The organism is Streptomyces sp. NPDC006335 (assembly GCF_040612795.1).
Taxonomy (GTDB): domain Bacteria; phylum Actinomycetota; class Actinomycetes; order Streptomycetales; family Streptomycetaceae; genus Streptomyces.
The window spans coordinates 96345-117272 of sequence record NZ_JBEXQX010000026.1 but is presented as its reverse complement, the minus strand read 5'-3'; the positions used below and the strand labels follow the sequence as shown (position 1 = coordinate 117272).

The following is a 20928-nucleotide window of genomic DNA, read 5'->3' as shown; positions in this document are numbered from 1 at the left end:
TCAACATATCTGGCGTTGATTTTTGGCACGCTGTTGAGTTCTCAAGGAACGGACGCTTCCTTTGTACTCACCCTCTCGGGCTTTCCTCCGGGCTTCCCTTCGGTGTTCCAAACTCTATCAGTGTTTTTCCGGCCCTCCGACCACCGTCCTGCAGGCATGCAGAACATGATCCGGAGATGGGATCTGACAAGTTGGATGCTGCCAGGCCAGGGCACTTGGTCGCGCCGCTCGGCCTCAAGCAGGAGTACGACTGTACACGCGGTCTCGGAAGCGGTGCAAATCGTTTGGGCTGGTGGTCTAGACCACCAGCCGGTATCTTCCGTGCGGAGCCCTTACTTCATCTGACATACGCTGCTGAGCAGAGCCGTCCGAAGCAAGCAGTGACGGCCCATATACGCAGCTCCACCCCTGGGAGGCTTCCCATGACCACCGTGACGTCCCCTCTTGCAGGACGCGCCATCGGACTGGCCGCCGTGCCGGATCCGGTCTTCTCCGGGGCCATGGTCGGCCCGGGTACGGCGATCGATCCCGTGCGCGAACCGTCCGAGGCGGTCGCACCCGTCGACGGCGTGGTCGTCTCTCTTCACCCGCACGCGTTCGTCGTCGTGGACGAGCAGGGACACGGCGTGCTCGTCCACCTCGGCATCGACACCGTTCAACTCAACGGTGAGGGTTTCGAGCTGCTGGTGAACAAGGGCGACACCGTCGCGCGCGGCCAGGCGATCGTGCGCTGGAACCCGGCCGCCGTGGAAGCCGCCGGCAAGTCCGCGGTCTGCCCGGTCGTGGCTCTGGAGGCCACGGCCGAGGCACTCTCCGAGCTCCGTGACGAAGGCGATGTGAAGGCCGGCGACAGTCTCTTCGCCTGGAAGTGACACCAGTGCCGTCGTACGACGGCATGTAGGGACGACAACCAATCGCGGCGGTGGGACCCGCCGCACTATCGGAGACGGGTGAGATGGAGACAACGCTGCGAGGCGTCGGCGTGAGCCACGGTGTGGCGATCGGCGAGGTTCGGCACATGGGAACGGCGGTCCTGGAGCCGCCTGCGAAGCAGATTCCGGCCGAGGACGCGGAGCGTGAACAGGGGCTCGCCCGCAAGGCGGTGGAAGCTGTGGCGGCCGACCTGCTGGCGCGCGGCAATCTGGCCGGGGGCGAGGCTCAGGCGGTGCTCGAGGCGCAGGCCATGATGGCGCAGGATCCCGAGCTGATGGCGGACGTGGACCGGCGTATCGCCGTCGGCAGCACGGCCGAGCGTGCCGTGTACGACGCGTTCGCCGCTTACCGGGAGCTGCTGGCGGGTGCCGGTGAGTACCTCGCCGGACGCGTCGCCGACCTCGACGACGTGCGGAATCGTATCGTCGCCCGTCTGCTCGGGGTGCCCATGCCGGGTATCCCGGACAGTGACGAGCCGTATGTTCTGGTGGCGCGCGATCTCGCGCCCGCCGATACCGCTCTGCTGGACCCCACGCTGGTTCTCGGGTTCGTCACCGAGGAGGGCGGGCCGACGAGCCACAGTGCGATTCTGGCGCGGGCGCTCGGTGTGCCGGCCGTCGTGGCGCTGCCGGGTGCCGGTGAGCTCGCCGAGGGCACGGTCATCGCCGTGGACGGCAGCACCGGTGACATCTTCGTGAACCCGAGTGACGAGAAGAAGGCCGAGCTGGAGGCCGCTGCCGCCGAGCGGAAGGCCGCGCTCGCCGCGTCGACGGGTCCTGGTGCCACCGCCGACGGTCACAAGGTGCCGTTGCTGGCCAACGTCGGCGGTCCTGCGGACGTTCCCGCCGCGGTCGAGGCGGGGGCCGAGGGTGTCGGTCTCTTCCGTACCGAGTTCCTCTTCCTCGACGACAGCAAGAACGCTCCGTCCGAGGAGAAGCAGGTCGAGGCGTACCGCCAGGTTCTCGAGGCGTTCCCCGAGGGGCGTGTGGTCGTTCGTGTGCTGGACGCGGGCGCGGACAAGCCGCTGGACTTCCTGACGCCGGCCGACGAGCCGAACCCGGCACTCGGGGTGCGCGGTCTTCGGACGCTGCTCGACCACCCTGAGGTGCTGCGGACCCAGCTGACGGCGCTCGCGAAGGCTGCCGAGGGGCTGCCGGTCTACCTCGAGGTCATGGCCCCGATGGTGGCGGACCGTGCCGATGCCAGGGCGTTCGCCGACGCGTGCCGTGCGGCCGGGCTGCGGGCGAAGTTCGGCGCGATGGTGGAGATTCCCTCGGCCGCGCTGCGGGCGCGGTCGATTCTCCAGGAGGTCGAGTTCCTGTCGCTGGGGACCAACGACCTCGCGCAGTACACCTTCGCCGCCGACCGTCAGGTGGGTGCGGTGTCCCGGCTGCAGGATCCGTGGCAGCCCGCGCTGCTCGACCTGGTCGCGCTGTCCGCCGAGGCGGCGAAGGCCGAGGGCAAGAGCTGTGGTGTCTGTGGTGAGGCCGCGTCCGACCCCCTGCTCGCCTGTGTGCTGACCGGTCTTGGTGTCACCTCCCTTTCCATGGGTGCGGCGTCCATTCCTTACGTCCGGGCGACGCTGGCGAAGTACACGCTGGCGCAGTGCGAGCGGGCCGCCGCAGCCGCGCGGGCCGCCGACAGTGCCGACGAGGCGCGTGCTGCGGCTCAGGCGGTGCTGTCGGGCGAGTAGTCGGACCGGATCGGTCGGCTGCTGGTTTCCGGAGGGCGCTCCACCTGCGGGTGGGGCGCCCTCCTTGTCTTCAGTGACTGTGGCGCGGCGTCTGTCCTTCCGGGCCGAGGTCGGGGGGCACGCAGTAGTCGACGTCCGATTCAGGGGCGATCAGATCGCCGGAGTCGAAGTCGGTGCAGTAGGCGTCGAAGACCTCTCCTGCGGTGAGGGGTTCGAGGCCGTCGCCGCGCACGCGCCAGCCGTAGATGCGGTCGGTGGTTCCGGGGGCGCTGGTGCGCATGACCAGGCCGCCGGGGCTCTGGGTGGCGATGCCCAGGGCGAGGACCGTGGTGAATTCGAGTGCCTCTGCCTCGTCGAGGCGTACCGCTCCGTCGGTGTTCTCCTCGGAGTGGAGGACGGAGACGAGGGTCTCCGGGGTGCCGGTGATGCTGCAGACGAGGTGGTGTTCGCCCGGGAGGGCTGTGTCGAGGATGCGGACGAGGAGGTTCGAGGCTCGGGTGAAGGCCGCGCGGCCGATGTCCTCTCCACAGGCACCGCAGGCGCCGAGGCGGGCGAGGAGTGTGGTCGCGTACTCCCAGGTGGCCTGTCGGACGGCCTCGTCCACGAGGGCCGGCACGAGGTCGGTGAGGGGCTGGCCCTCGTAGGGGAGCGTCGGTCCGGTGGTGGCAAGTTCGGCGGTGAAGCGTGTGCGGCTGGACGGGATGTCCGGGTCGAGGCCCGTCTCCTCGCAGAACTCGGCGTATTCCTGGGGGTCGAAGAGGGCGACGGTGGTGTGGCTGCCCTGTGCGGCTCGGGTCCTCAGTAGCTCTTCGACCTGTTTCAGGTAGGTCGTGTGATCGTCGAAGGTGAAGCTGCGGTAGCGCCGCATGGCGCGGAAGTCGTGTTCGTCCGTGAGCAGGCCGATGGTGCCGGCGATTTCGCGGCGCAGGACGCCTCGCATCGTCTGGTGGTCGGTGTGCGCCATGTTTCCCCCTGTGCGCAGTCGATCAATGCTCACTCACAGTAACTGGCGGCACTGACAATGAGGTCTGAGTGAGGCGTCCCCGGACCAGTCGATGCTGGATTGCGCAGGTCAGGGCGATGGCTGTGCCGAAGGCGGCCCATCCTGCCGGGCCGGTGACGATGGCCGCCGTGACTGCGAGTGGTCCGAAGGTGCGCTGTACGGACTGGGCCAGGCCGTGGACGCCGAGGTAGGCGCCCTGCGCGGTGCCGGGGGCGAGGGCGACGGAGAGTTCCCAGGAGATGGTGGCGTGGAGCATCTCGGCCATGGTGAAGGCGGTTGCCGCGGCCGTGAGGAGGGCTGTGGCCGTGACGGTTCCGCCCGTGGCCGCGAGTGCCATGGCGGCGCCGCCCAGGGCGAAGGTGGCGGAGAGCGGCAGGAGCAGGTTCCGGGCGGCGGCCGTGGTGGTGCCGAATCGGGCGAGGGGCACCTGGAGGGCCACGACCATGACGTTGTTGAGGACCATCAGGAGGGGTGCCAGGCCGTTCGGCGCACTGCTCTCGTGGGCGATCCACAGGGGCAGCCCGACCTTGAACACGGCGTCGTCGAGGAAGAGGACGGTCTCGGTGGCGACGTAGGCGAGGTAGGTGCGGTCGCGCCAGGGGTTCGCGGGTCTGGAGGTCGGGGCCGGGTGCTTCGAGGTGATGACGGTGCGGGAGGGGGACGGGGGTTCGCCGCAGCGCAGGGTGAGCAGCGCTGAGGCGACGAAGGACAGGGCGTCGCCTGCGAGGAGCCACTGGTAGGCGGTGGTGGTGCCGAGCGTCAGGGCCGCCGCGGCGGCGAGGCCTCCGAGCGCCCAGCCCGCGTTGGCGACGGTCCGGTGGAAGGCCTGGTAGCGGACGCGGTCGGGGCCGGCGACCCGGGTGGCGTAGAGCTTGGTGAGGATGCTCGCGGCGCGGTCGCCGAGACCGCCCACCGCCGAGAAGGCGATGAGCAGGGCGTAGTCGTGCGTGGTGAGCAGTGCGCAGGAGGCGACAGCGCGTACGAGCTGGACGATCAGCAGGACCCGGGTGATCGGGAACCGGTCGGCGAGCTTGCCTCCGACCGGTGCGCCGGCGATGCCGATGGCGCCGGCCGCAGCGGCGAGGGTGCCGACCTGGGCGAGGGAGAGCTCGGAGACGTAGGTGAAGTAGAGGACGGAGACGGACGCCCACAGTCCGCTGCCGATGCGGTCCACGAGCGCGATGGCGAGCATTCTGCGCCCGTCGCGGCCTCCGGGAACACTTTTCGACCATGCTGCCGTGCGCCGTATCGGATGCACTGCTCCCCCTTGCCTTCTTGCTTTTCATTTATGTACTGATACATACTTCGCAACGTGGCAACACAATATGGCATCAGTGGTACGACAGCCAAGGGGATTGCGGCGTCCGTCGAACGGGCCGTGGCCGAGGGGTCGTTGGCGCCGGGAGCCGCGCTGCCCCCGGTGCGGCGGCTCGCGGACGATCTCGGCGTGAGCCCGGGGACGGTCGCCACGGCGTACAAGGAGCTGCGGCAGCGGGGGATCGTGGCCACCCGGGGACGCGGCGGGACCGTCGTGGCACCGGCTCCCGCGGTGGCGTCGCGTCGGCCGCCCAAGGTGCCCGAGGGGCTGCGGGACTTGGCGGGCGGTCACCCCGATCCGCGGCTGCTCCCTGGTCTGGTGCCGCCCTCGCGGCTGTCCCCCGGCGCCCGTTCGCACCGATCGACGCCTCGGCTGGCGCGGCTCGAGGACGCCGTACGCGCGTGGCTGGGGCCCGACGGCGTGCCCGTGGAGCATGTGACCTTCGCGCACGGAGCGCTGGATCTGGTCGGGCGGCTGCTCTCCGTCGAGCTACGGCCCGGTGACGCCGTGGCGATGGAGGATCCCGGCTATCACCATCTGCTGGATCTGGTCACGGCGTTGGGGCTGCGCATGGTCCCGGTCGCCGTGGATGATCAAGGGGTGTCGCCGGAGGCGTTGCGTGAGGCGCTGCGGTCGGGCGCGCGGGCGCTCGTGTGCAGTCCACGGGCGCAGAATCCGTACGGAGGTCGCTTCTCGGCCAGGCGCCGGGACGCGCTGGTGGACGTGCTGCGGGATCACCCCGAGGTGCTGGTCGTGGAGAACGATCACGCTTCCGCCGTGGCCGACGCTCCGCTGCGGACGCTGTCCGGCGGTGGGCTGTCGCGCTGGGTGCATGTGCGGACGGTGAGCAAGTTCCTGGGGACGGACCTGCGGTGGGCGGCAGCCGCCTGTGATCCGGTCACCCTGGGCCGGCATGACGGGCGGCTGCTGCTGACGTCCGGCTGGGTCAGTCATCTGCTGCAGGAGACGGTGCACGGGCTGCTCGTCGACGAGAGCACGCGCGCGTTGGTCGCTCGTGCCCAGGAGACCTACGCGTCGCGCCGGGAGGCTCTGGTGCGGGAGCTCGGCGAGCGGGGCATCGAGGCGCACGGGGCGAGCGGGATGAACGTGTGGGTGCCCGTCCGGGACGAGTCGGCGGTGGTGAACGGGCTGCGGTCCTACGGCTGGTGGGTTGCCGCCGGGGCCCGGTTCCGGTTGTCGGCCGGTCCGGGTGTGCGGATCACGGCCGCCGAGCTGGAGTCGGCCGACGCGGCGCGGCTGGCCTCGGACTTCGCCGGTGTGCTCGGCGAGTCCGAGGCCACCTACGGTGGTTGACCGGCTCCGTCAGGCGCGTTTGCGGGCCAGGTCCTCGTAGAAGTGGAGCAGGTCGAGGTTGTCGATGGAGCCCGGGTTGACCGCCTTCTCCAGCGGGGTGCCCTGGAGCAGGCGCTTGACGGGGACCTCGATGCGCTTGCCGGTGAGGGTGTGCGGGATGCCGGGGACCTCGATGACCTCGTCGGGGATGTGGCGGGGTGAGAGGTTCTCGCGGATGGTCTGCTTGACGCGGTCGAGGAGTGCCTGGTCGAGGACGGCTCCCGGGGCCAGGTGCACGAAGAGGGGCATCCAGTAGCCGCCGTCGGGCTGCTCGATACCGATGACCAGGGACTCCTTGATCTCGGGGAGCCGCTCCACGGCCTCGTAGATGTCGGCCGAACCCATGCGGACGCCCTGGCGGTTGAGCGTCGAGTCGGACCGGCCGTGGATGACCACCGAGCCGCGCGAGGTGAGGGTGATCCAGTCGCCGTGCCGCCACACTCCGGGATAGGTGTCGAAGTAACTGCCGTGGTAGCGGCTTCCGTCGGGGTCGTTCCAGAAGTGGATCGGCATCGACGGCATGGGGTTGGTGACGACGAGCTCGCCGACCTCGTCGATCAGGGGCTTGCCGCTCGGGTCCCAGGACTGCAGGTCGGTGCCCAGGCACGGCGCCTGGAGCTCGCCGATGTAGACCGGCAGGGTCGGTACGGCGCCCGCGAAGCACGAGCACACGTCCGTGCCGCCGCTCACGGAGGCGATCCAGAGGTCCTCGCGGACCTCTTCGTGCAGCCAGCGGAAGCCGTCGGGGGGCAGCGGGGAGCCGGTGGTGGCCACGCACCGCACCGTGGAGAGGTCGAAGTCGCGTCCCGGGTGCACGTCGGCCTTGCGGCAGGCCATGACGTACGCCGCCGAGGTGCCGTAGAGGGTGGCGCCCGTGCGTTCGGCGACCCGCCACTGGGCGCCCGTGTCGGGGTAGCCGGGGCTGCCGTCGTACAGGACGACGGTCGTGCCCGTGAGGAGACCGGAGACGAGGAAGTTCCACATCATCCAGCCCGTGGAGGTGTACCAGAAGAAACGGTCCTCGGGGCCCAGGTCGCAGTGCAGGCCGAGCTGCTTGAGGTGCTCGACGAGGATGCCGCCCTGGGACTGGACGATCGCCTTGGGCAAGCCCGTCGTGCCCGAGGAGTACAGGACCCACAGGGGGTGGGAGAAGGGCACCTGCTCGAAGACCGGTTCCGTGTCCGCGCGCGTGAGGGCGTCCCACTCCAGGGCGCCCTCGGGGGCCTCGGTGCCGAGGAGCGGGATGTGGACGACGGCCCTCAGGGAGGGCAGTTCGCGGCGGAGTTCGGTGACCGTCTCGCGGCGGTCGTGCTCCTTGCCGCCGTAGCGGTAGCCGTCGACGGTGAACAGGACGACCGGTTCGACCTGCTGGAAGCGGTCCAGGACGCTGCGGGCGCCGAAGTCGGGGGCGCAGGACGTCCAGACGGCGCCCACCGCGGCCGTGGCGAGGAGGGCGACGACGGCCTGCGGGACGTTCGGGAGGTAGCCGCTGATGCGGTCTCCGGGCCGGACGCCGAGGGCGCGCAGCTCGGCGGCCAGGGAGCCCACCTGGCGGCGCAGCTCGGACCAGGTCACCGGGGTCGGTTCGTGGGTTTCGTCGACGTACAGGAGGGCGGGTTCGTCCGGGCGGGTTGCGGCCGCGCGCAGGGCGTGCTCGGCGTAGTTGAGGGTGGCGCCGGGGAACCACTCGGCGCCGGGCATCGAGCGGTCGCCGAGCACGCGCGCGTAGGGCGTCGAGAACCGTACGTCGAACCATTGGGTGACGGCTTCCCAGAACGGCTCCAGCGCGTCCACGGACCAGCGGTGGAGTGCCGCGTAGCCCCCGTCGGCCGGGGCGCCGTGGTGTTCGGCCGCCCATGCCTGGAACCTGGTGACCTGGGACCTGGCGATGCGCTGCGGATCTGGCTGCCAGAGCGGCTGGGGATTCTCGGTCGACATGGGGGCTCCCGGACTGTGCGCGTCGTGTGCGTCTCCCGCGCACGGGCAAGGGGTGTGCGCGTGACGCGGCTGACAGGGACGATGCCATGTGATCAACTTCTACGCCAGGGTGCGCCCCACATAGTCCGTGTCGTGAAGATGTGGCCCCGGCACGGGTGAACGGCAGTTGAACGGCACGCGCGGGTGGGGCAGTGAGTGGCAGGGTGAGCAGCATGAACGGTCGTGACCTGGTGCGTTCCATAAAGGCTGTGGGTTCGGCGGGGGCGCCCCAAGGGTTGCGTACCGTGCGCTCGGCGTGGCGCAGGAGGCGTACCGACGCGGTCGGGCTGCCGGTGCGGGGGGCCGAGCGGGCGCGGGTGCCGGGGCCGGTCCAGGACGTGGAGCCGGGCCCGGGCGGGGGTGTCGTCCGGTTCAGCCGCTCCGAGCTGCGGATCGTCGTCGCGGTGAGCGGGGCGGTCTTCTGGGGGTGGGACGGGGCCGGGCCGGAGCCGTCGTACGCGCTCGCGGGCCGCTGTCCGGAGCCGGATCCCCGGGCGGTGCTGGAGCCGGACAAGGACGGCGGCTGGCGGGTCGTGGCCGAGCGGGCGACGGTCGTGGTGTCACGGCACGGAGCGGTCGAGGTGCGTACGCCCGGCGGGGTGAGCCTGCGCCGGGATCTGCCGCCCCGCTGGTGGGAGCCGGTGGGAGGGGGCGAGGCGCGCTGGGTGCAGCGGTCGGAGGTGGCCGCCGACGCCCGGTTCTTCGGGCTGGGCGGACGGGCCTCGGGGCCTCGGCTGCGGGACGGGACGTACCGGCTGTGGAACACCGACCCGGGCCGGGCGTTCGGGCCGGGGGACGATCCGCTGTACGTCACGATGCCGGTGCAGCTGGTGGTGGCCGACGCCGCCACCCATCTCGTGTTCCACGACACCTCGTGGGACGGCACCGTGACCTTGCGGGAGGGCGAGGAGGGCGCCGGCTCCGGGCACGACCTGGCGGGGATGTCCGAGCTGCGGATGACCGGCGGCCCGCTGCGCTGTTGGGTGATGGTGGGCACTCCCGCGCGCGTGCTGCTCGCCTGGGCCTCGCTGACCGGGGCGCCCGCGCTGCCGCCGTCCTGGGCGCTCGGCCATCATCACGCCCGCTGGGGCTTCGGCAGTGAGCAGGAGGTGCGGCGGATCGTCGCCGGGTACCAGGAGCGCGGGCTGCCGCTCGACGCCGTCCACCTGGACATCGACCACTACGACGAACACCAGGTGTTCACGGTCGACCAGGAGCGTTTTCCCAAGCTGCCGCAACTGGCCGGGGAACTGCTGCGGGACGGCATCCGGCTGGTGTCGATAGTCAACCCGGCGGTCAAGGCCGCGCCCGGCAACGCCGTCCATGACAGCGGGACGGCCGAGGACGCCTTCGTGCGGGACGCGTCCGGTCAGGTCGTGGAGGGGGTCGTGTGGCCCGGCGAGGCGGTCTATCCGGACTTCACGCACGCGCGTGTGCGTGCCTGGTGGGGCCGTCTCTACCAGGAGCGGCTCGCGGCGGGGTTCAGCGGGTTCTGGCACGACATGAACGAGCCCACGTCCTTCAACGCGTTCGGTGAGTCCACCCTGCCGCGGTCGGCCAGACATTCCCTGGAGGGCCGCGGCGGCGACCACCGGGAGGCGCACAACGTCTACGCGCTGTGCATGGCCCAGGCGGGCCACGAGGGTCTGCGCGAGCTGGTGCCGGACGAGCGGCCCTTCCTGTTCTCGCGCTCCGGGTGGGTCGGCATGCAGCGGTACGGGGGCACCTGGTCCGGTGACGTGGCCACCGGCTGGCCGGGCCTGCGGGCTTCCCTCTCGCTCGTGATGGGGCTCGGGCTGTGCGGGGTGCCGTACTCGGGGCCCGACGTGGGCGGTTACGACGGGCACCCCTCGCCCGAGTTGTATCTGCGCTGGTTCCAGCTCGGCGCCTATCTGCCGTTGTTCCGTACCCACGCGAGTCCGCGGGCGGGGCGCCGGGAGCCGTGGGAGTTCGGAGCCGAGGTGCTGGAGCACGCGCGCGTGGCGCTCGTGGAACGCCGGCGGCTGCTGCCGTACTTCATGACGCTGGCGCAGTTGGCCCGGCGTACCGGAGCGCCTTATGTACGGCCCTTGTGGTGGTCCGCGCCCGAGGACCGCGCCCTGCGGGACTGCGAGGACGCCTTCCTGCTCGGTGACGGCCTGCTCGTGGCTCCGGTGCTCGATCCGGGCGGCGACCGGCGTGCGGTGCAGTTGCCGCGGGGGCGCTGGTACGACACGACCACGGAACAGGTGTACGAGGGACCGGGACAGGTTCTCGTCGACGCTCCCCTGTCGCGGATCCCGGTGCTGGCACGCGCGGGTGCCGTCATCCCGGTGCGTGGGGACGACGGCGGGACCGTACTGGAGGTGTGGGCGCCCGCCCGGGGACGGAGCGGGGGCGGACTGGTCGTCCAGGACGCGGGCGACGGTTGGGACGAACCGGAGATCGAACGGTACGTCGCCCGCTGGGAGGGGCGGAAGGTGGTCGTTCAGCGGGAGGGCGAGGACGGTCTGAGCGAACCGTCCCACCCCGTGCGGCTGCGCGGGCTGGGAGCCCGCTGAGGCTCAGAGGTAGCGGCCCTCGAACCAGGCCCGTACGGCCAGTGTGTGCAGCGGGAAGGCGAGCTCCTCCGGCCTGCGCAGCAGATGCCAGCCCTCCGTCTCGTCCGTGGCCGCGGACTGCGGGAGGCCGTCGGCGGGACGCTCCGGCAGCGCCCCGAACAGCAGCAGGTGGCCATCGGGCGAGCTCAGCGCGTCGACGAGTCGTACGTCGCGGCTCGCCGCGTCGATGCCGGTCTCTTCCTTGAGTTCGCGGACCAGGGCGTGCCGCCAGTCCTCGCGGTCGTCGATGTAGCCGCCGGGCAGCGCGATGCCTCCGCGCGCGGGAGCCACGGTCCGGGTGATGACGACCAGGGCGGTGCCCTGTGTGTCGTACACCGGCTGGAGTGCGACGGCGACCGGCAGGGGATTGCGGTACGCCACGGTGTTGCATACGGGACAGGTGCGGGGCCAGCCCGCGACACCCTCTCCGTAGGGCGCTCCGCAGCTCGAACAGTGCGAGCCGGGTGCGGAGTTGGGGGTGGAGTGCTGAGTTTCGGACACGCCGCGGACTGTATCCGATCATCAGGTGGTCCGGTTCCGTCGGGCCCTCTGCCTCTTTGCGGCCGCCCGTGCGACACTTCTGACGTTCCGTCAGATTCAGTCCGGGGAGGGGTCTTGCCGCGCACGCGTACGCCTGTGGTCGCCGGATGGTTCGCCGGTGACGGAGACGACTTCACCCTTCTCGGGACGCGCTGCTCCGCCTGCGCCACGGTGTTCTTCCCGCGCGAGGACGGCCATTGCCGCAACCCCGGATGCGCCGGTGGCGATCTGGCGGAGATCCCCCTTTCGCGGCGCGGTCGCGTCTGGTCGTACACGGACAGCCGCTACCGGCCGCCGTCACCGTATGTGACCGATCCGGAACTTCCGTGGGAGCCGTACACGTTGATCGCTGTGGAGCTGGCCGCCGAGCGGATCGTGGTGCTCGGACAGGCGGTTCCCGGGGTCACCGTCGCCGATCTGGTCGTGGGCGCGGAGGTGGAGGTCGTCCCCGGGGTGCTCCACGAGGACGGGGAGACGGTCTGGACGACGTGGCGGTGGCGGCCGACGGGGGTGACGGCATGACGGGAGAGGTGGCGGTGCTCGGCGCGGGCATGCACCCGTGGGGCAAGTGGGGGCGCGGTTTCGTCGAGTACGGCGTGGCGGCGGCTCGCGCGGCGCTGGCCGACGCCGGCCTGGAATGGCGGGAGATCGGGTCGATCGTCGGCGCGGACACCGTGCGGGGCGGTTATCCGGGTTACGTGGCGGGGGCGACCTTCGCCAAGGCGCTGGGCTGGCAGGGCGCCCGGGTCGCCAGCGTGTACGCGGCGTGCGCGTCCGGGGCGCAGGCGGTGGCCGCCGCGCGGGCGCAGATCCTGGCGGGCCTGGCCGACGTGGTGCTCGTGGTGGGTGCCGACGCCGCTCCCAAGGGGTTCTTCCGGCCCGCGGGCGGCGACCGGCCCGACGATCCGGACTGGCTGCGGTTCCGGGTCCTCGGCGCGACCAACCCGACGTACTTCGGGCTGTACGCGCGCCGGCGGATGGCCGTGCACGGGGACACGGTGGAGGACTTCGCGCAGGTCAAGGTGAAGAACTCGACCATGGGCGCGCTGAATCCGTACGCGCGCTACCGGAAGCGGGTCAGCGCGGAAGAGGTCGCGGCCTCCGCCGTGGTGGCCGATCCGCTGCGGCTGCTCGACGTCTGCGCCACCTCGGACGGCGGGGCGGCGCTGGTGCTCTCCAGCCTGGAGTTCGCACGCCGCAGGGGCGTGACCGAGCCCGTGCGGATCAGGGCGGTGTCGACGGTGACGCCGACGTATCCGAACACGGTGCTGGACCTGCCGGACATCGCGACGGACTCCGCGGCCGCCGTGGAGCCCGTCGACGGGACGTTTCGTGCCTCGATCGCGGCCGCGGCCTACGAGGAGGCGGGCGTCGGGCCGGAGGACTTCTCCCTCGCCGAGGTCTACGACCTGTCCACCGCCCTGGAGTTGCAGTGGTACGAGGACCTCGGTCTGTGCGGAGAGGGCGAGGGCGCGAAGTTGCTGCGCGAGGGGACGACGGCGCCGGGTGGGCGCATACCCGTCAACATGAGCGGCGGACTCGCCTCCTTCGGCGAGGCGGTGCCGGCCCAGGCGATCGCCCAGGTGTGTGAGCTCACCTGGCAGTTGCGGGGCGACGCGGGTGACCGGCAGGTCGAGCACGCGCGCGTGGGGATCACCGCGAACCAGGGGCTGTTCGGGCACGGGTCGTCGGTGATCGCCGTGCGGTGAGCGGAGGGGAAAGGGGTTCTCCGTACGGTCCGTACCAAAGCGGTCCGGACCCCACGCCCCCCAACCAAAGCGGTTCGGCCCTCGCGCCCCTCGACCGAAGCGCTTCGGGTGCTCGTCCCAACCGTTGTCGTCGGCGACCTTGACGCTCCCCGGGGCCCGGTGAACACTTCCGGTGTCGGTCGACATCGCCGTACATTCTCGGCGTTCCAGGCACCACGCCGCGCGGGCCCCCACGAGCCAAGGCCCATACCCCCACGGGCGATTCGGCTGCGACGGCACGCTCGTCGCGGACGCCGGGCGGGGCGCGGGATCCTCCCTGCCCTCGGCAGTTCGCCAAGGGAACCGCAACCCTGCACGGAGGAGGACCGGGGCGGGACCGTCCCGGGCCAGGGCCTAGGAGCCGCCATGAGCAACGGAGACGTATTCCTCGGCGAGGTCATCGGTACGGCGATTCTGATCCTCTTCGGCGCCGGCGTGGTCGCCGCCGTCGTACTCAACCACTCCAAGGCGAAGGACGCCGGCTGGGTCGTCATCGCGTTCGGCTGGGGCTTCGGCGTGCTGGCGGGCGCGTACACCGCCGCGCCGCTGTCGGGCGGGCACCTCAACCCCGCCGTCACCCTCGGGATCGCCGTCGACACCGGGGACTGGGACCAGGTGCCGGTCTACATCGCCGGACAGATGGTCGGTGCCATGCTCGGGGCCGTCCTGTGCTGGCTCGTCTACTACGCGCAGTTCCGGGCCAACGCCGAGGAGGAGCTCGCCCAGCCCACGCTCGGGATCTTCTCCACCGGGCCCGCGATCCGCAATCCCGTGGCGAACCTGGTCACGGAGATCATCGCGACCGTCGGCCTGGTCCTGCCGATCCTGGCCTTCGGGCTCACCAAGGGGCTCGGCGAGTCCGGGACCGCGGTCCTCGTCGTCGCCTTCCTGGTGGTCGGCATCGGTCTGTCCCTCGGCGGGCCCACCGGGTACGCCATCAACCCGGCCCGCGACCTGGGACCGCGCATCGTCCACGCCCTGCTGCCGATCCCCAACAAGGGCACCTCGGACTGGGGTTACGCGTGGATCCCGGTGGTGGGGCCCCTGATCGGCGGGGCACTGTCCGGGGTGATCTTCAACGCAGCCTTCTGAGACACCGGCTCTCTGACACACCGGCCCTCTGAGACAACGCCCCTCTGGGACAAGGGCCCTCTGAAACACCGGCCTTCTGAACACGCCTTGTGCAGGAACCGACGAAGGGGACGTCATGACGGACAAGTTCGTCGCCGCCATCGACCAGGGCACCACCTCCAGCCGCTGCATCATCTTCAACCAGGACGGCGCGATCGTGGCCGTCGACCAGCGCGAGCACCGCCAGATCTTCCCCAAGCCGGGCTGGGTGGAGCACGACGCCACCGAGATCTGGTCCAAGGTGCAGGCCGTGGTCGCCGGGGCGATCGCCAAGGCGGGGCTGCGCGCCGACCAGCTCAGCGCGCTCGGCATCACCAACCAGCGCGAGACGACGGTCCTGTGGGACCGCGCCACGGGCAAGCCCGTGCACAACGCGATCGTGTGGCAGGACACCCGCACCGCGGCCCTGACCCACCAGCTCGGTGGCTCGGACGGGCAGGACCGTTTCCGCGAGCAGACCGGGCTGCCGCTGGCCACCTACTTCTCGGGGCCGAAGGCGGCCTGGCTGCTGGACAACGTGCCGGGCCTTCGCGCGCGTGCCGAGAACGGCGAGATCGCGTTCGGCACCATCGACTCCTGGCTGATCTGGAACCTCACCGGCGGCACGGACGGCGGCCGGCACGTCACGGACGTGACCAACGCCGGCCGGACCATGCTGATGAACCTGGAGACGCTCCAGTGGGACCAGTCCATCCTGTCCGCGATGAACGTGCCCGAAGCCGTCCTGCCCGAGATCAGGTCGTCCGCCGAGGTCTACGGCACCGCGGTCGGCCAACTCGCGGGCGTGCCCGTGGCGTCGGCGCTGGGCGACCAGCAGGCCGCGGTGTTCGGGCAGGCCTGCTACGACGTGGGCACCGCGAAGAACACGTACGGCACGGGCTCCTTCCTGCTGCTCAACACGGGCAACCGGCCGGTCCCGTCGAAGAACGGGCTGCTCACGACCATGGGCTACAAGATCGGCGGTGAGGCGCCGGTCTACTGCCTGGAGGGCTCCATCGCGATCACGGGCGCGCTCGTCCAGTGGTTCCGCGACCAGCTCGGCATCATCCGTAACGCCGACGAGATCGAGCCCCTCGCGGCCAGTGTCGAGGACAACGGCGGCGCGTACATCGTGCCCGCCTTCTCCGGCCTGTTCGCGCCCTATTGGCGTTCGGACGCGCGGGGAGTCGTCACGGGCCTGACGCGATACGTCACCAAGGCGCACCTGGCCCGGGCCGTGCTGGAGGCGACGAGCTGGCAGACGCGCGAGGTCGTGGACGCCATGTACCAGGACTCCGGGGTGCGGATCACCACCCTGAAGGTGGACGGCGGCATGACCAAGAACAACCTGCTCATGCAGCACCAGGCGGATGTGCTGGACGTGCCTGTGGTCCGGCCGAAGGTCTCCGAGACCACGTGCCTCGGCGCCGCCTACGCGGCCGGACTCGCCACGGGCGTGTGGAACGACCTCGACGAGCTGAAGTCCCACTGGCAGAAGGACGTCGAGTGGACGCCGGACATGGAGGCGTCCGTGCGGGACCGCCAGTACCGCAACTGGCGCAAGGCGGTGGAGAAGAGCTTCGGCTGGGAGGAGGACGGCGAGAACTAGGCACGCGCGCGTAGTGCCGTCCAGCCGCGGCCCGTACCCCTGTCGGCGGGGGTACGGGTCGCTTCCCCGCCTCAGGTGGTGACGGTCTGCCGTCGGCGCGCCGAGTACGCCATCGCGTGCTGGACGACCCCTACGAGCACGTCCTTGACCGACTGCTTGTCCCGGGCGTCGCACAGCACGACCGGTACGTCCTCGTCGAGGTCGAGGGCCTGCCGTACGTCCTCCTCCGGGTAACGGATCGCGCCCTCGAAGCAGTTGACACCGACGAGGAACGGTATGGAGCGCCGCTCGAAGTAGTCGACGGCGGCGAAGCAGTCCTCCAGGCGACGCGTGTCGGCGAGCACGACGGCTCCGAGGGCGCCCTCGGAGAGCTCGTCCCACATGAACCAGAACCGTTCCTGTCCGGGTGTGCCGAACAGGTAGAGCACCAGGTCCTCACGGAGGGTGATGCGTCCGAAGTCCATGGCGACGGTGGTGGTCCGCTTGCCCTCGACACCGCTGATGTCGTCGACCGGGCGCCCTGCCTCGGTGAGCAGTTCCTCGGTGCGCAGCGGCCTGATCTCGCTGACCGCGCCCACGAACGTGGTCTTGCCCACGCCGAAGCCGCCGGCCACGAGGATCTTGAGCGTGACGGGCTCGACCGGGGGCTTGCCGCGCTCAGAACGCCCGAAGATCATTGGTCTCTTCTCCTGCTTGCTGGGGGTGTGGGGTCGCGGCGGTGCACGGCGCGTCGCGGCAGCCGCCGTGGCGACGAGGAGGATTGTGGGGGCCGTCCGGACGTCGCGCGACGATGTCCGTGGAGGCGCCGCCTCGGTCGACCCGGAACTGCCGGCCAGTCGTCACGTCCGTCTCTCCGATCGCACTGCTCGGGAACCGTGTCCGCGGGCCGGTGGTCGGCCGTCCGCGGAGGGTCGTCGACGATCAGTCAGATCATATGGCAGCGGTCTTCCGGCACCCGCCACGGACCGGCAGGACCGCCCGGCGTGGGCACGCGATCCGGCCTCGGTGCTCCCCGAGGTCAGGCAGGCGCGAGGGCCGGACCGGCCGCCCCCGGATGCCGAGCGCGAGCGCCTCGCGACACCGGCAGAGCGGCCCCCGGCCGGCCGGGACCGCCGGTCACAGGGCCCGGAGGCCGTTGATCACGTCACGCAGGATGCTCTCGTCCGGAAGCTCGGCGGGCGGCACCGGCCGGTTCACATGGACCCATTCCGAGGCGACGAGGTCGCCCACCAAGACCCGTACGACCCCGATGGGCAGGTCGAGTTCGGAGGACAGCTCGGCGACCGACTGCGGGCTGTCCCGGCACATGTCGACGATGTCCACGTGCTCGGGGGACAGCGAGTGGTCCCCTTCCGGATCGTCCGAGTGCGGTTCGGCCACGACGACCGCGATCAGGTCGAGACGGTGCTGACCGGCACTCGTGGTGCGGCCACGCGTCATGGCGTACGGACGGACCACCGGTCCGGCCTCGTCGTCGAACCAGTGGCTTCTTCCCTGACCGTCTGTGCTCATGCCATCTCACTACCCGCCCTGAGGCAGATCGGTGCGCGGCGCGGCACCGAGATGCGCACCGACCCGCTTGACCAGGAGCGTCATCTCGTACGCGACGAGACCCACGTCCGAGTCCGCGTCCGAGAGGACGGCGAGGCAGCTTCCGTCACCCGCGGCCGTCACGAACAGGAACGCGTCGTCCAGTTCCACGACCGTCTGCCGGACGTTGCCCGCCTCGAAGTGCCGGCCCACGCCCTTGGCCAGGCTGTGGAACCCGGACGCCACGGCGGCGAGATGCTCACTGTCCTCACGGGTCAGGTCCTGGGACACGCCGGTCGGGAGGCCGTCGCTGGAGAGCACCAGGGCCTTGCGGATGCTCGCGACACGCTCCACCAGGTCGTCGAGGAGCCAGTTGAGCTCGCCGGACTTGTCGGTCGCCTTCGGTGCGGTCATCGACCGTCCCCCTTAGTCGTTCGTTGTGGTGCTGTGCCGCCGGACGTGTTGTCGCCCTCGGCGTTCTCCTCACGGCCGCGCTGCCAGCCCCGTTGGAGCGAGGCCATTCGGCTGCGTACCTCGTCGGCGTCCCGCTCGGCGGGCTCCGCCTGGTTCTGGGGGCGCCGCTCCGGGGCCTGCTTGAGCTGCGGGGCCAGGTTGGCCTGGCGCACGCGGCGGGGCAGCGGAGCGGAGCCGGAGGCGGCGTCCTGGGTCCCGCGGGCGCCGAGGGGCGGCCTGCCCGAGCCGGATGCTCCGGGGGCGCCACCGCCGGACTCGCCCCGACCGGGCCGTACGGCACCGCCGGGAGCGGGGTCGTTCACGGTGTCCGCGGTCGGGACCGCGGCGCCGCGTGCGGACGTGCCCGAAGCGGGGCCGCCGGTGGCGGTGGTGGCCGGGTCGTCCGCGGCCGGGCCGCTCGACGCGATCTCGGCACGGCGGGTGCGCCGGGGCAGGGCGGGAGCCTCGGGGACCGAGCCGAGTTCACGGCTCGAGAACGCCGAGGACGCCGGTTTCTCCGTCAGTTCGTCGAGGCGGTCGGTCACGCCGGTGCCCCGGCGGAGGGCCGCGGCACGGCGTCGGCTCGGCAGCGTCGGAGGTTCGGAGCGGGCTGGCCCCGCCGAGAGGGTGGCCTGCCGGGACGCGCCCGGGCCGGCCGCCGGTGTCCGGTCCGTCCCCTCGCGTCCCGTCCGCTCGTCGGTGACCGGGCGTCCGTGGGAGCTGACCAGCTTGGGGGTGCGGCGGCGGGACAGCGACACCGGGGCGCCCGGAGCGTCGTCGTCGATGTCCGCCCTGCCGGTTCCGGGGCCTTCGTCGTCGACCTGGGCCAGGGAGCGGCGCGGTCGGAACAGTCCGCCGCGCTCGCTGTCCTCGGATTCCAGCACGCCCGGGAGGTCGTTCAGGGTGTCCAGGTCGACGGGGGCTTCCAGTTCGACCGGGCCGTCCAGGATCGCGGGCGGCAACTGGGCCGGTCCCCGGGTGAGCGAGACCCGCTGGGCCTCCTCCAGTTCGGCCTCCTTCGAGGGCCGGGGGCGGTCGAGGCGGAAGCCGATGCCGTTGGTGTCGGGGACGTCGTCGGTCAGCAGCGCGTCGGGGATGAAGACGACCGCCGTCGTGCCGCCGTACGGCGAGGGCTGCAGCGAGACCCTGACGTTCTGCCGCTGGGCGAGCCGGCTGACCACGAAGAGCCCCAGCCGGTCGGTGTCGGACAGCTCGAACTCCGGTGTCTCGGCGAGCCGGAGGTTGGCGTCCAGCAGCGCGTCGGCGGCCATGCCGAGTCCGCGGTCGTGGATCTCCAGGGTGAACCCGTTGGCGACGCGCTCGCCCAAAACCTGGACGGCGGTGTGCGGCGGGGAGAACACCGTGGCGTTCTCCAGGAGTTCGGCCACGAGATGCGTGAGGTCGGCGACGGCGGGGCCGGTCACGGCCACCCTGGGCAGCCTGCGGACCTCGATGCGCTCGTAGTCCTCGACCTCGGCGACGGCGGCGCGGACGACGTCCATGAGCTGGACGGGTTTGCGCCACTGCCGGGAGGGGGCCGCGCCGGAGAGGATCACCAGGCCCTCGGCGTGCCGGCGCATACGGGTCGTCAGGTGGTCGAGGCGGAACAGGTCGGCGAGCTCGTCGGTGTCCTCGGTGCGGCGCTCCATGGTGTCGAGCAGGGTGAGCTGCTTGTGCAGCAGGACCTGGCTGCGCCGGGCGAGGTTGACGAAGACCTCGGAGACCCCGGCGCGCAACTCGGCCTGCTTGACGGCGGCTTCGACGGCGGCGCGCTGGAGGGTGTTGAGGGCCTGGCCGACCTCGCCCATCTCGTTCTTGTCGTACTCCAGGCGGGGGACCTCGGTCTCGATGTCGACCTGTTCGCCCACGGAGAGGCGGCGCATCACGCTGGGCAGCCGTACGCCGGAGGCCTCATGGGCCTCCAGGCGCAGTTGCCTCAGGTCGCGGATGAGGCCGCGGCCGACGCGCACGGACAGCACGAGCGAGAAGAGCAGGGCGATCAGGCCTAGGACGCCGACGGCGGCCGCCTTGATGATGACGCCCATCGCGTCCGGCCGGACGCGGTCCTGGAGGCGGTCGCCCGCCTGGTCGTCGAGCTTGGCGAGTTCGTCGAGCACGTTGCCCGCGGCGGCGTCCCAGCTCTTGGCGCTGACGCCGCCGTCCGTGCCGGGCTCAGCGCGGGACACCGACTGCTCGGCGGAGCGCAGCGGAGCGGTGCCGGCGTTCTTCCAGAAACGCTCGTAGCGCTCGCGCTCCGCGGCCGGCAGCACTCCCAGGCTGACGTCGTACATGAGGTTCCGCTGGGCGACCAGGTCGGAGACATCACGGATCTCGTCGCGGGTGAGCTTGCCCACCACGAGGGCGGAACCGAGGAGGGCGTCCTCGCGGGAGAGCAGTTCGCGGGCCCGGGTGATGTTGACCAACGCCCGCGACTGCTTGTCCAGTTCGACGTTGTCGATGCCGTCGAGGGTGGCGAGGAGGGCGTAGGCGGGGTCGACCAGGCGGTTGTACTGCTCAAGGGCCTCAAGCCGGGAGACGGTGCCGTCCTCGACGCCGCGGCGCAGCGAGTCGATGCCGTCGAACGCGTCCAGTACGGCGGTGAGGCGCTCGTCGTCGTCCTGGTCCATACCGTCGCGGACGTCGGGATCGCGGGCGTTGCGGCGGAACTTGGCGATGGCCTCGTCCGAGGCGTCCCTCGTGCCGCGCAGCGCGGACAGGGCGTCCGAAGCGCGCGGATCGGCCAGGTAGACGAGCGTCTGACGGCGTTCCTGCTGGAGCACGCGCACGGTGTCCTCGATGGGATACCCGAGCTTCTCCGTGACGGTGGACACCTGGAAGAGCTGGGCGACCTCACGTCCCGTCAGCACCGTGGCGAAGCCCCACACCGCGATCAGGGACACCAGCGGCACGAGAAGCAGCGCCACGATCTTCCGGCGGATCGACTTCCCGCGAAAGCGCATGGCCTCCCCCAGCTCGACCCCCGCCGGCCGGGGGTACACATGTACGTCAACAAACGGCGCGAGCCTACTACCGACGCACCCGTAACTCGAAGTTGCGTCCGGGACCAGAACATGCGCCGCGG

17 protein-coding genes are annotated in these 20928 nt (G+C 71.2%); 9 read left to right on the top strand and 8 right to left on the bottom strand.

Features of this window, described 5'->3' with window-relative positions:
* The 3 genes from ABZ098_RS41450 to ptsP all read left to right on the top strand — a co-directional run.
* On the top strand, nt 1–345 hold a 345-nt coding region (locus tag ABZ098_RS41450; RefSeq protein WP_356599593.1), incomplete at its 5' end, for a hypothetical protein.
* 77 nt (nt 346–422) lie between these two features.
* On the top strand, nt 423–872 hold the full coding sequence (locus tag ABZ098_RS41445; protein WP_356599591.1) for a PTS glucose transporter subunit IIA: 450 nt from the start codon (nt 423–425) through the stop codon (nt 870–872).
* Nucleotides 873–955: 83 nt separating this feature from the next.
* Complete coding sequence (gene ptsP, locus ABZ098_RS41440; protein ID WP_356599589.1) at nt 956–2626, top strand: phosphoenolpyruvate--protein phosphotransferase; 1671 nt, start codon at nt 956–958, stop codon at nt 2624–2626.
* A 70-nt stretch (nt 2627–2696) separates the two neighbouring features.
* On the opposite strand, the gene ABZ098_RS41435 is transcribed toward ptsP, so the two are convergent.
* Together ABZ098_RS41435 and ABZ098_RS41430 are read right to left on the bottom strand one after the other, a co-directional pair.
* Nucleotides 2697–3590 carry a hypothetical protein gene (locus ABZ098_RS41435; RefSeq protein WP_356599587.1) on the bottom strand — a complete coding sequence of 298 codons (894 nt, stop codon included), beginning with the start codon at nt 3588–3590 and terminating at the stop codon, nt 2697–2699.
* A gap of 22 nt (nt 3591–3612) precedes the next feature.
* Complete coding sequence (locus ABZ098_RS41430; protein ID WP_356599585.1) at nt 3613–4821, bottom strand: MFS transporter; 1209 nt, start codon at nt 4819–4821, stop codon at nt 3613–3615.
* A 120-nt stretch (nt 4822–4941) separates the two neighbouring features.
* On the opposite strand from ABZ098_RS41430, the gene ABZ098_RS41425 reads away from it, so the two are divergent.
* A complete protein-coding gene (locus tag ABZ098_RS41425; protein ID WP_356599583.1) occupies nt 4942–6261 on the top strand; it encodes an aminotransferase class I/II-fold pyridoxal phosphate-dependent enzyme in 1320 nt (439 codons plus the stop codon).
* A gap of 9 nt (nt 6262–6270) precedes the next feature.
* Here the strand turns inward: ABZ098_RS41425 and ABZ098_RS41420 are convergent, their stop codons facing one another.
* The gene (locus tag ABZ098_RS41420) at nt 6271–8238 is read right to left on the bottom strand and encodes an acetoacetate--CoA ligase (RefSeq protein WP_356599582.1); all 1968 of its coding nucleotides are present in this window, start codon (nt 8236–8238) and stop codon (nt 6271–6273) included.
* A 212-nt stretch (nt 8239–8450) separates the two neighbouring features.
* Here ABZ098_RS41420 and ABZ098_RS41415 point away from each other — a divergent pair, with 212 nt between their 5' ends.
* Nucleotides 8451–10817 carry a TIM-barrel domain-containing protein gene (locus ABZ098_RS41415; protein ID WP_356599580.1) on the top strand — a complete coding sequence of 789 codons (2367 nt, stop codon included), beginning with the start codon at nt 8451–8453 and terminating at the stop codon, nt 10815–10817.
* Between the two features lie 3 nt (nt 10818–10820).
* Here ABZ098_RS41415 and ABZ098_RS41410 read toward each other — a convergent pair whose 3' ends face one another.
* Nucleotides 10821–11357 (bottom strand): NUDIX domain-containing protein, encoded by a 537-nt coding sequence (locus ABZ098_RS41410; protein WP_356599578.1) that lies wholly within the window; start codon nt 11355–11357, stop codon nt 10821–10823.
* Nucleotides 11358–11492: 135 nt separating this feature from the next.
* On the opposite strand from ABZ098_RS41410, the gene ABZ098_RS41405 reads away from it, so the two are divergent.
* From ABZ098_RS41405 to glpK, 4 genes are all read left to right on the top strand, one after another.
* Nucleotides 11493–11918, top strand: coding sequence for a zinc ribbon domain-containing protein (locus tag ABZ098_RS41405; RefSeq protein WP_356599605.1), 426 nt, complete (start codon nt 11493–11495; stop codon nt 11916–11918).
* Nucleotides 11915–13105, top strand: a complete 1191-nt coding sequence (locus ABZ098_RS41400) for a lipid-transfer protein (protein WP_356599576.1) — start codon at nt 11915–11917, stop codon at nt 13103–13105. The genes ABZ098_RS41405 and ABZ098_RS41400 overlap by 4 nt, the downstream gene beginning before the upstream one ends.
* A gap of 405 nt (nt 13106–13510) precedes the next feature.
* Entirely contained in the window at nt 13511–14236 is a 726-nt protein-coding gene (locus ABZ098_RS41395; RefSeq protein WP_356599574.1) for an MIP/aquaporin family protein, read from the top strand.
* Nucleotides 14237–14351: 115 nt separating this feature from the next.
* Nucleotides 14352–15863 carry a glycerol kinase GlpK gene (gene glpK, locus ABZ098_RS41390; RefSeq protein WP_356599572.1) on the top strand — a complete coding sequence of 504 codons (1512 nt, stop codon included), beginning with the start codon at nt 14352–14354 and terminating at the stop codon, nt 15861–15863.
* 71 nt (nt 15864–15934) lie between these two features.
* Here glpK and ABZ098_RS41385 read toward each other — a convergent pair whose 3' ends face one another.
* The 4 genes from ABZ098_RS41385 to ABZ098_RS41370 all read right to left on the bottom strand — a co-directional run bounded on the left by ABZ098_RS41385 (nt 15935) and on the right by ABZ098_RS41370 (nt 20806).
* Nucleotides 15935–16540 (bottom strand): ATP/GTP-binding protein, encoded by a 606-nt coding sequence (locus ABZ098_RS41385; RefSeq protein WP_356599570.1) that lies wholly within the window; start codon nt 16538–16540, stop codon nt 15935–15937.
* A 439-nt stretch (nt 16541–16979) separates the two neighbouring features.
* Entirely contained in the window at nt 16980–17375 is a 396-nt protein-coding gene (locus tag ABZ098_RS41380) for a DUF742 domain-containing protein (RefSeq protein ID WP_356599568.1), read from the bottom strand.
* 9 nt (nt 17376–17384) lie between these two features.
* Nucleotides 17385–17807 carry a roadblock/LC7 domain-containing protein gene (locus tag ABZ098_RS41375; protein ID WP_123987845.1) on the bottom strand — a complete coding sequence of 141 codons (423 nt, stop codon included), beginning with the start codon at nt 17805–17807 and terminating at the stop codon, nt 17385–17387.
* On the bottom strand, nt 17804–20806 hold the full coding sequence (locus ABZ098_RS41370; RefSeq protein WP_356599566.1) for a nitrate- and nitrite sensing domain-containing protein: 3003 nt from the start codon (nt 20804–20806) through the stop codon (nt 17804–17806). Before ABZ098_RS41370 ends, ABZ098_RS41375 begins: the two co-directional genes overlap by 4 nt.
* Between the last annotated feature and the right edge of the window lie 122 nt (nt 20807–20928).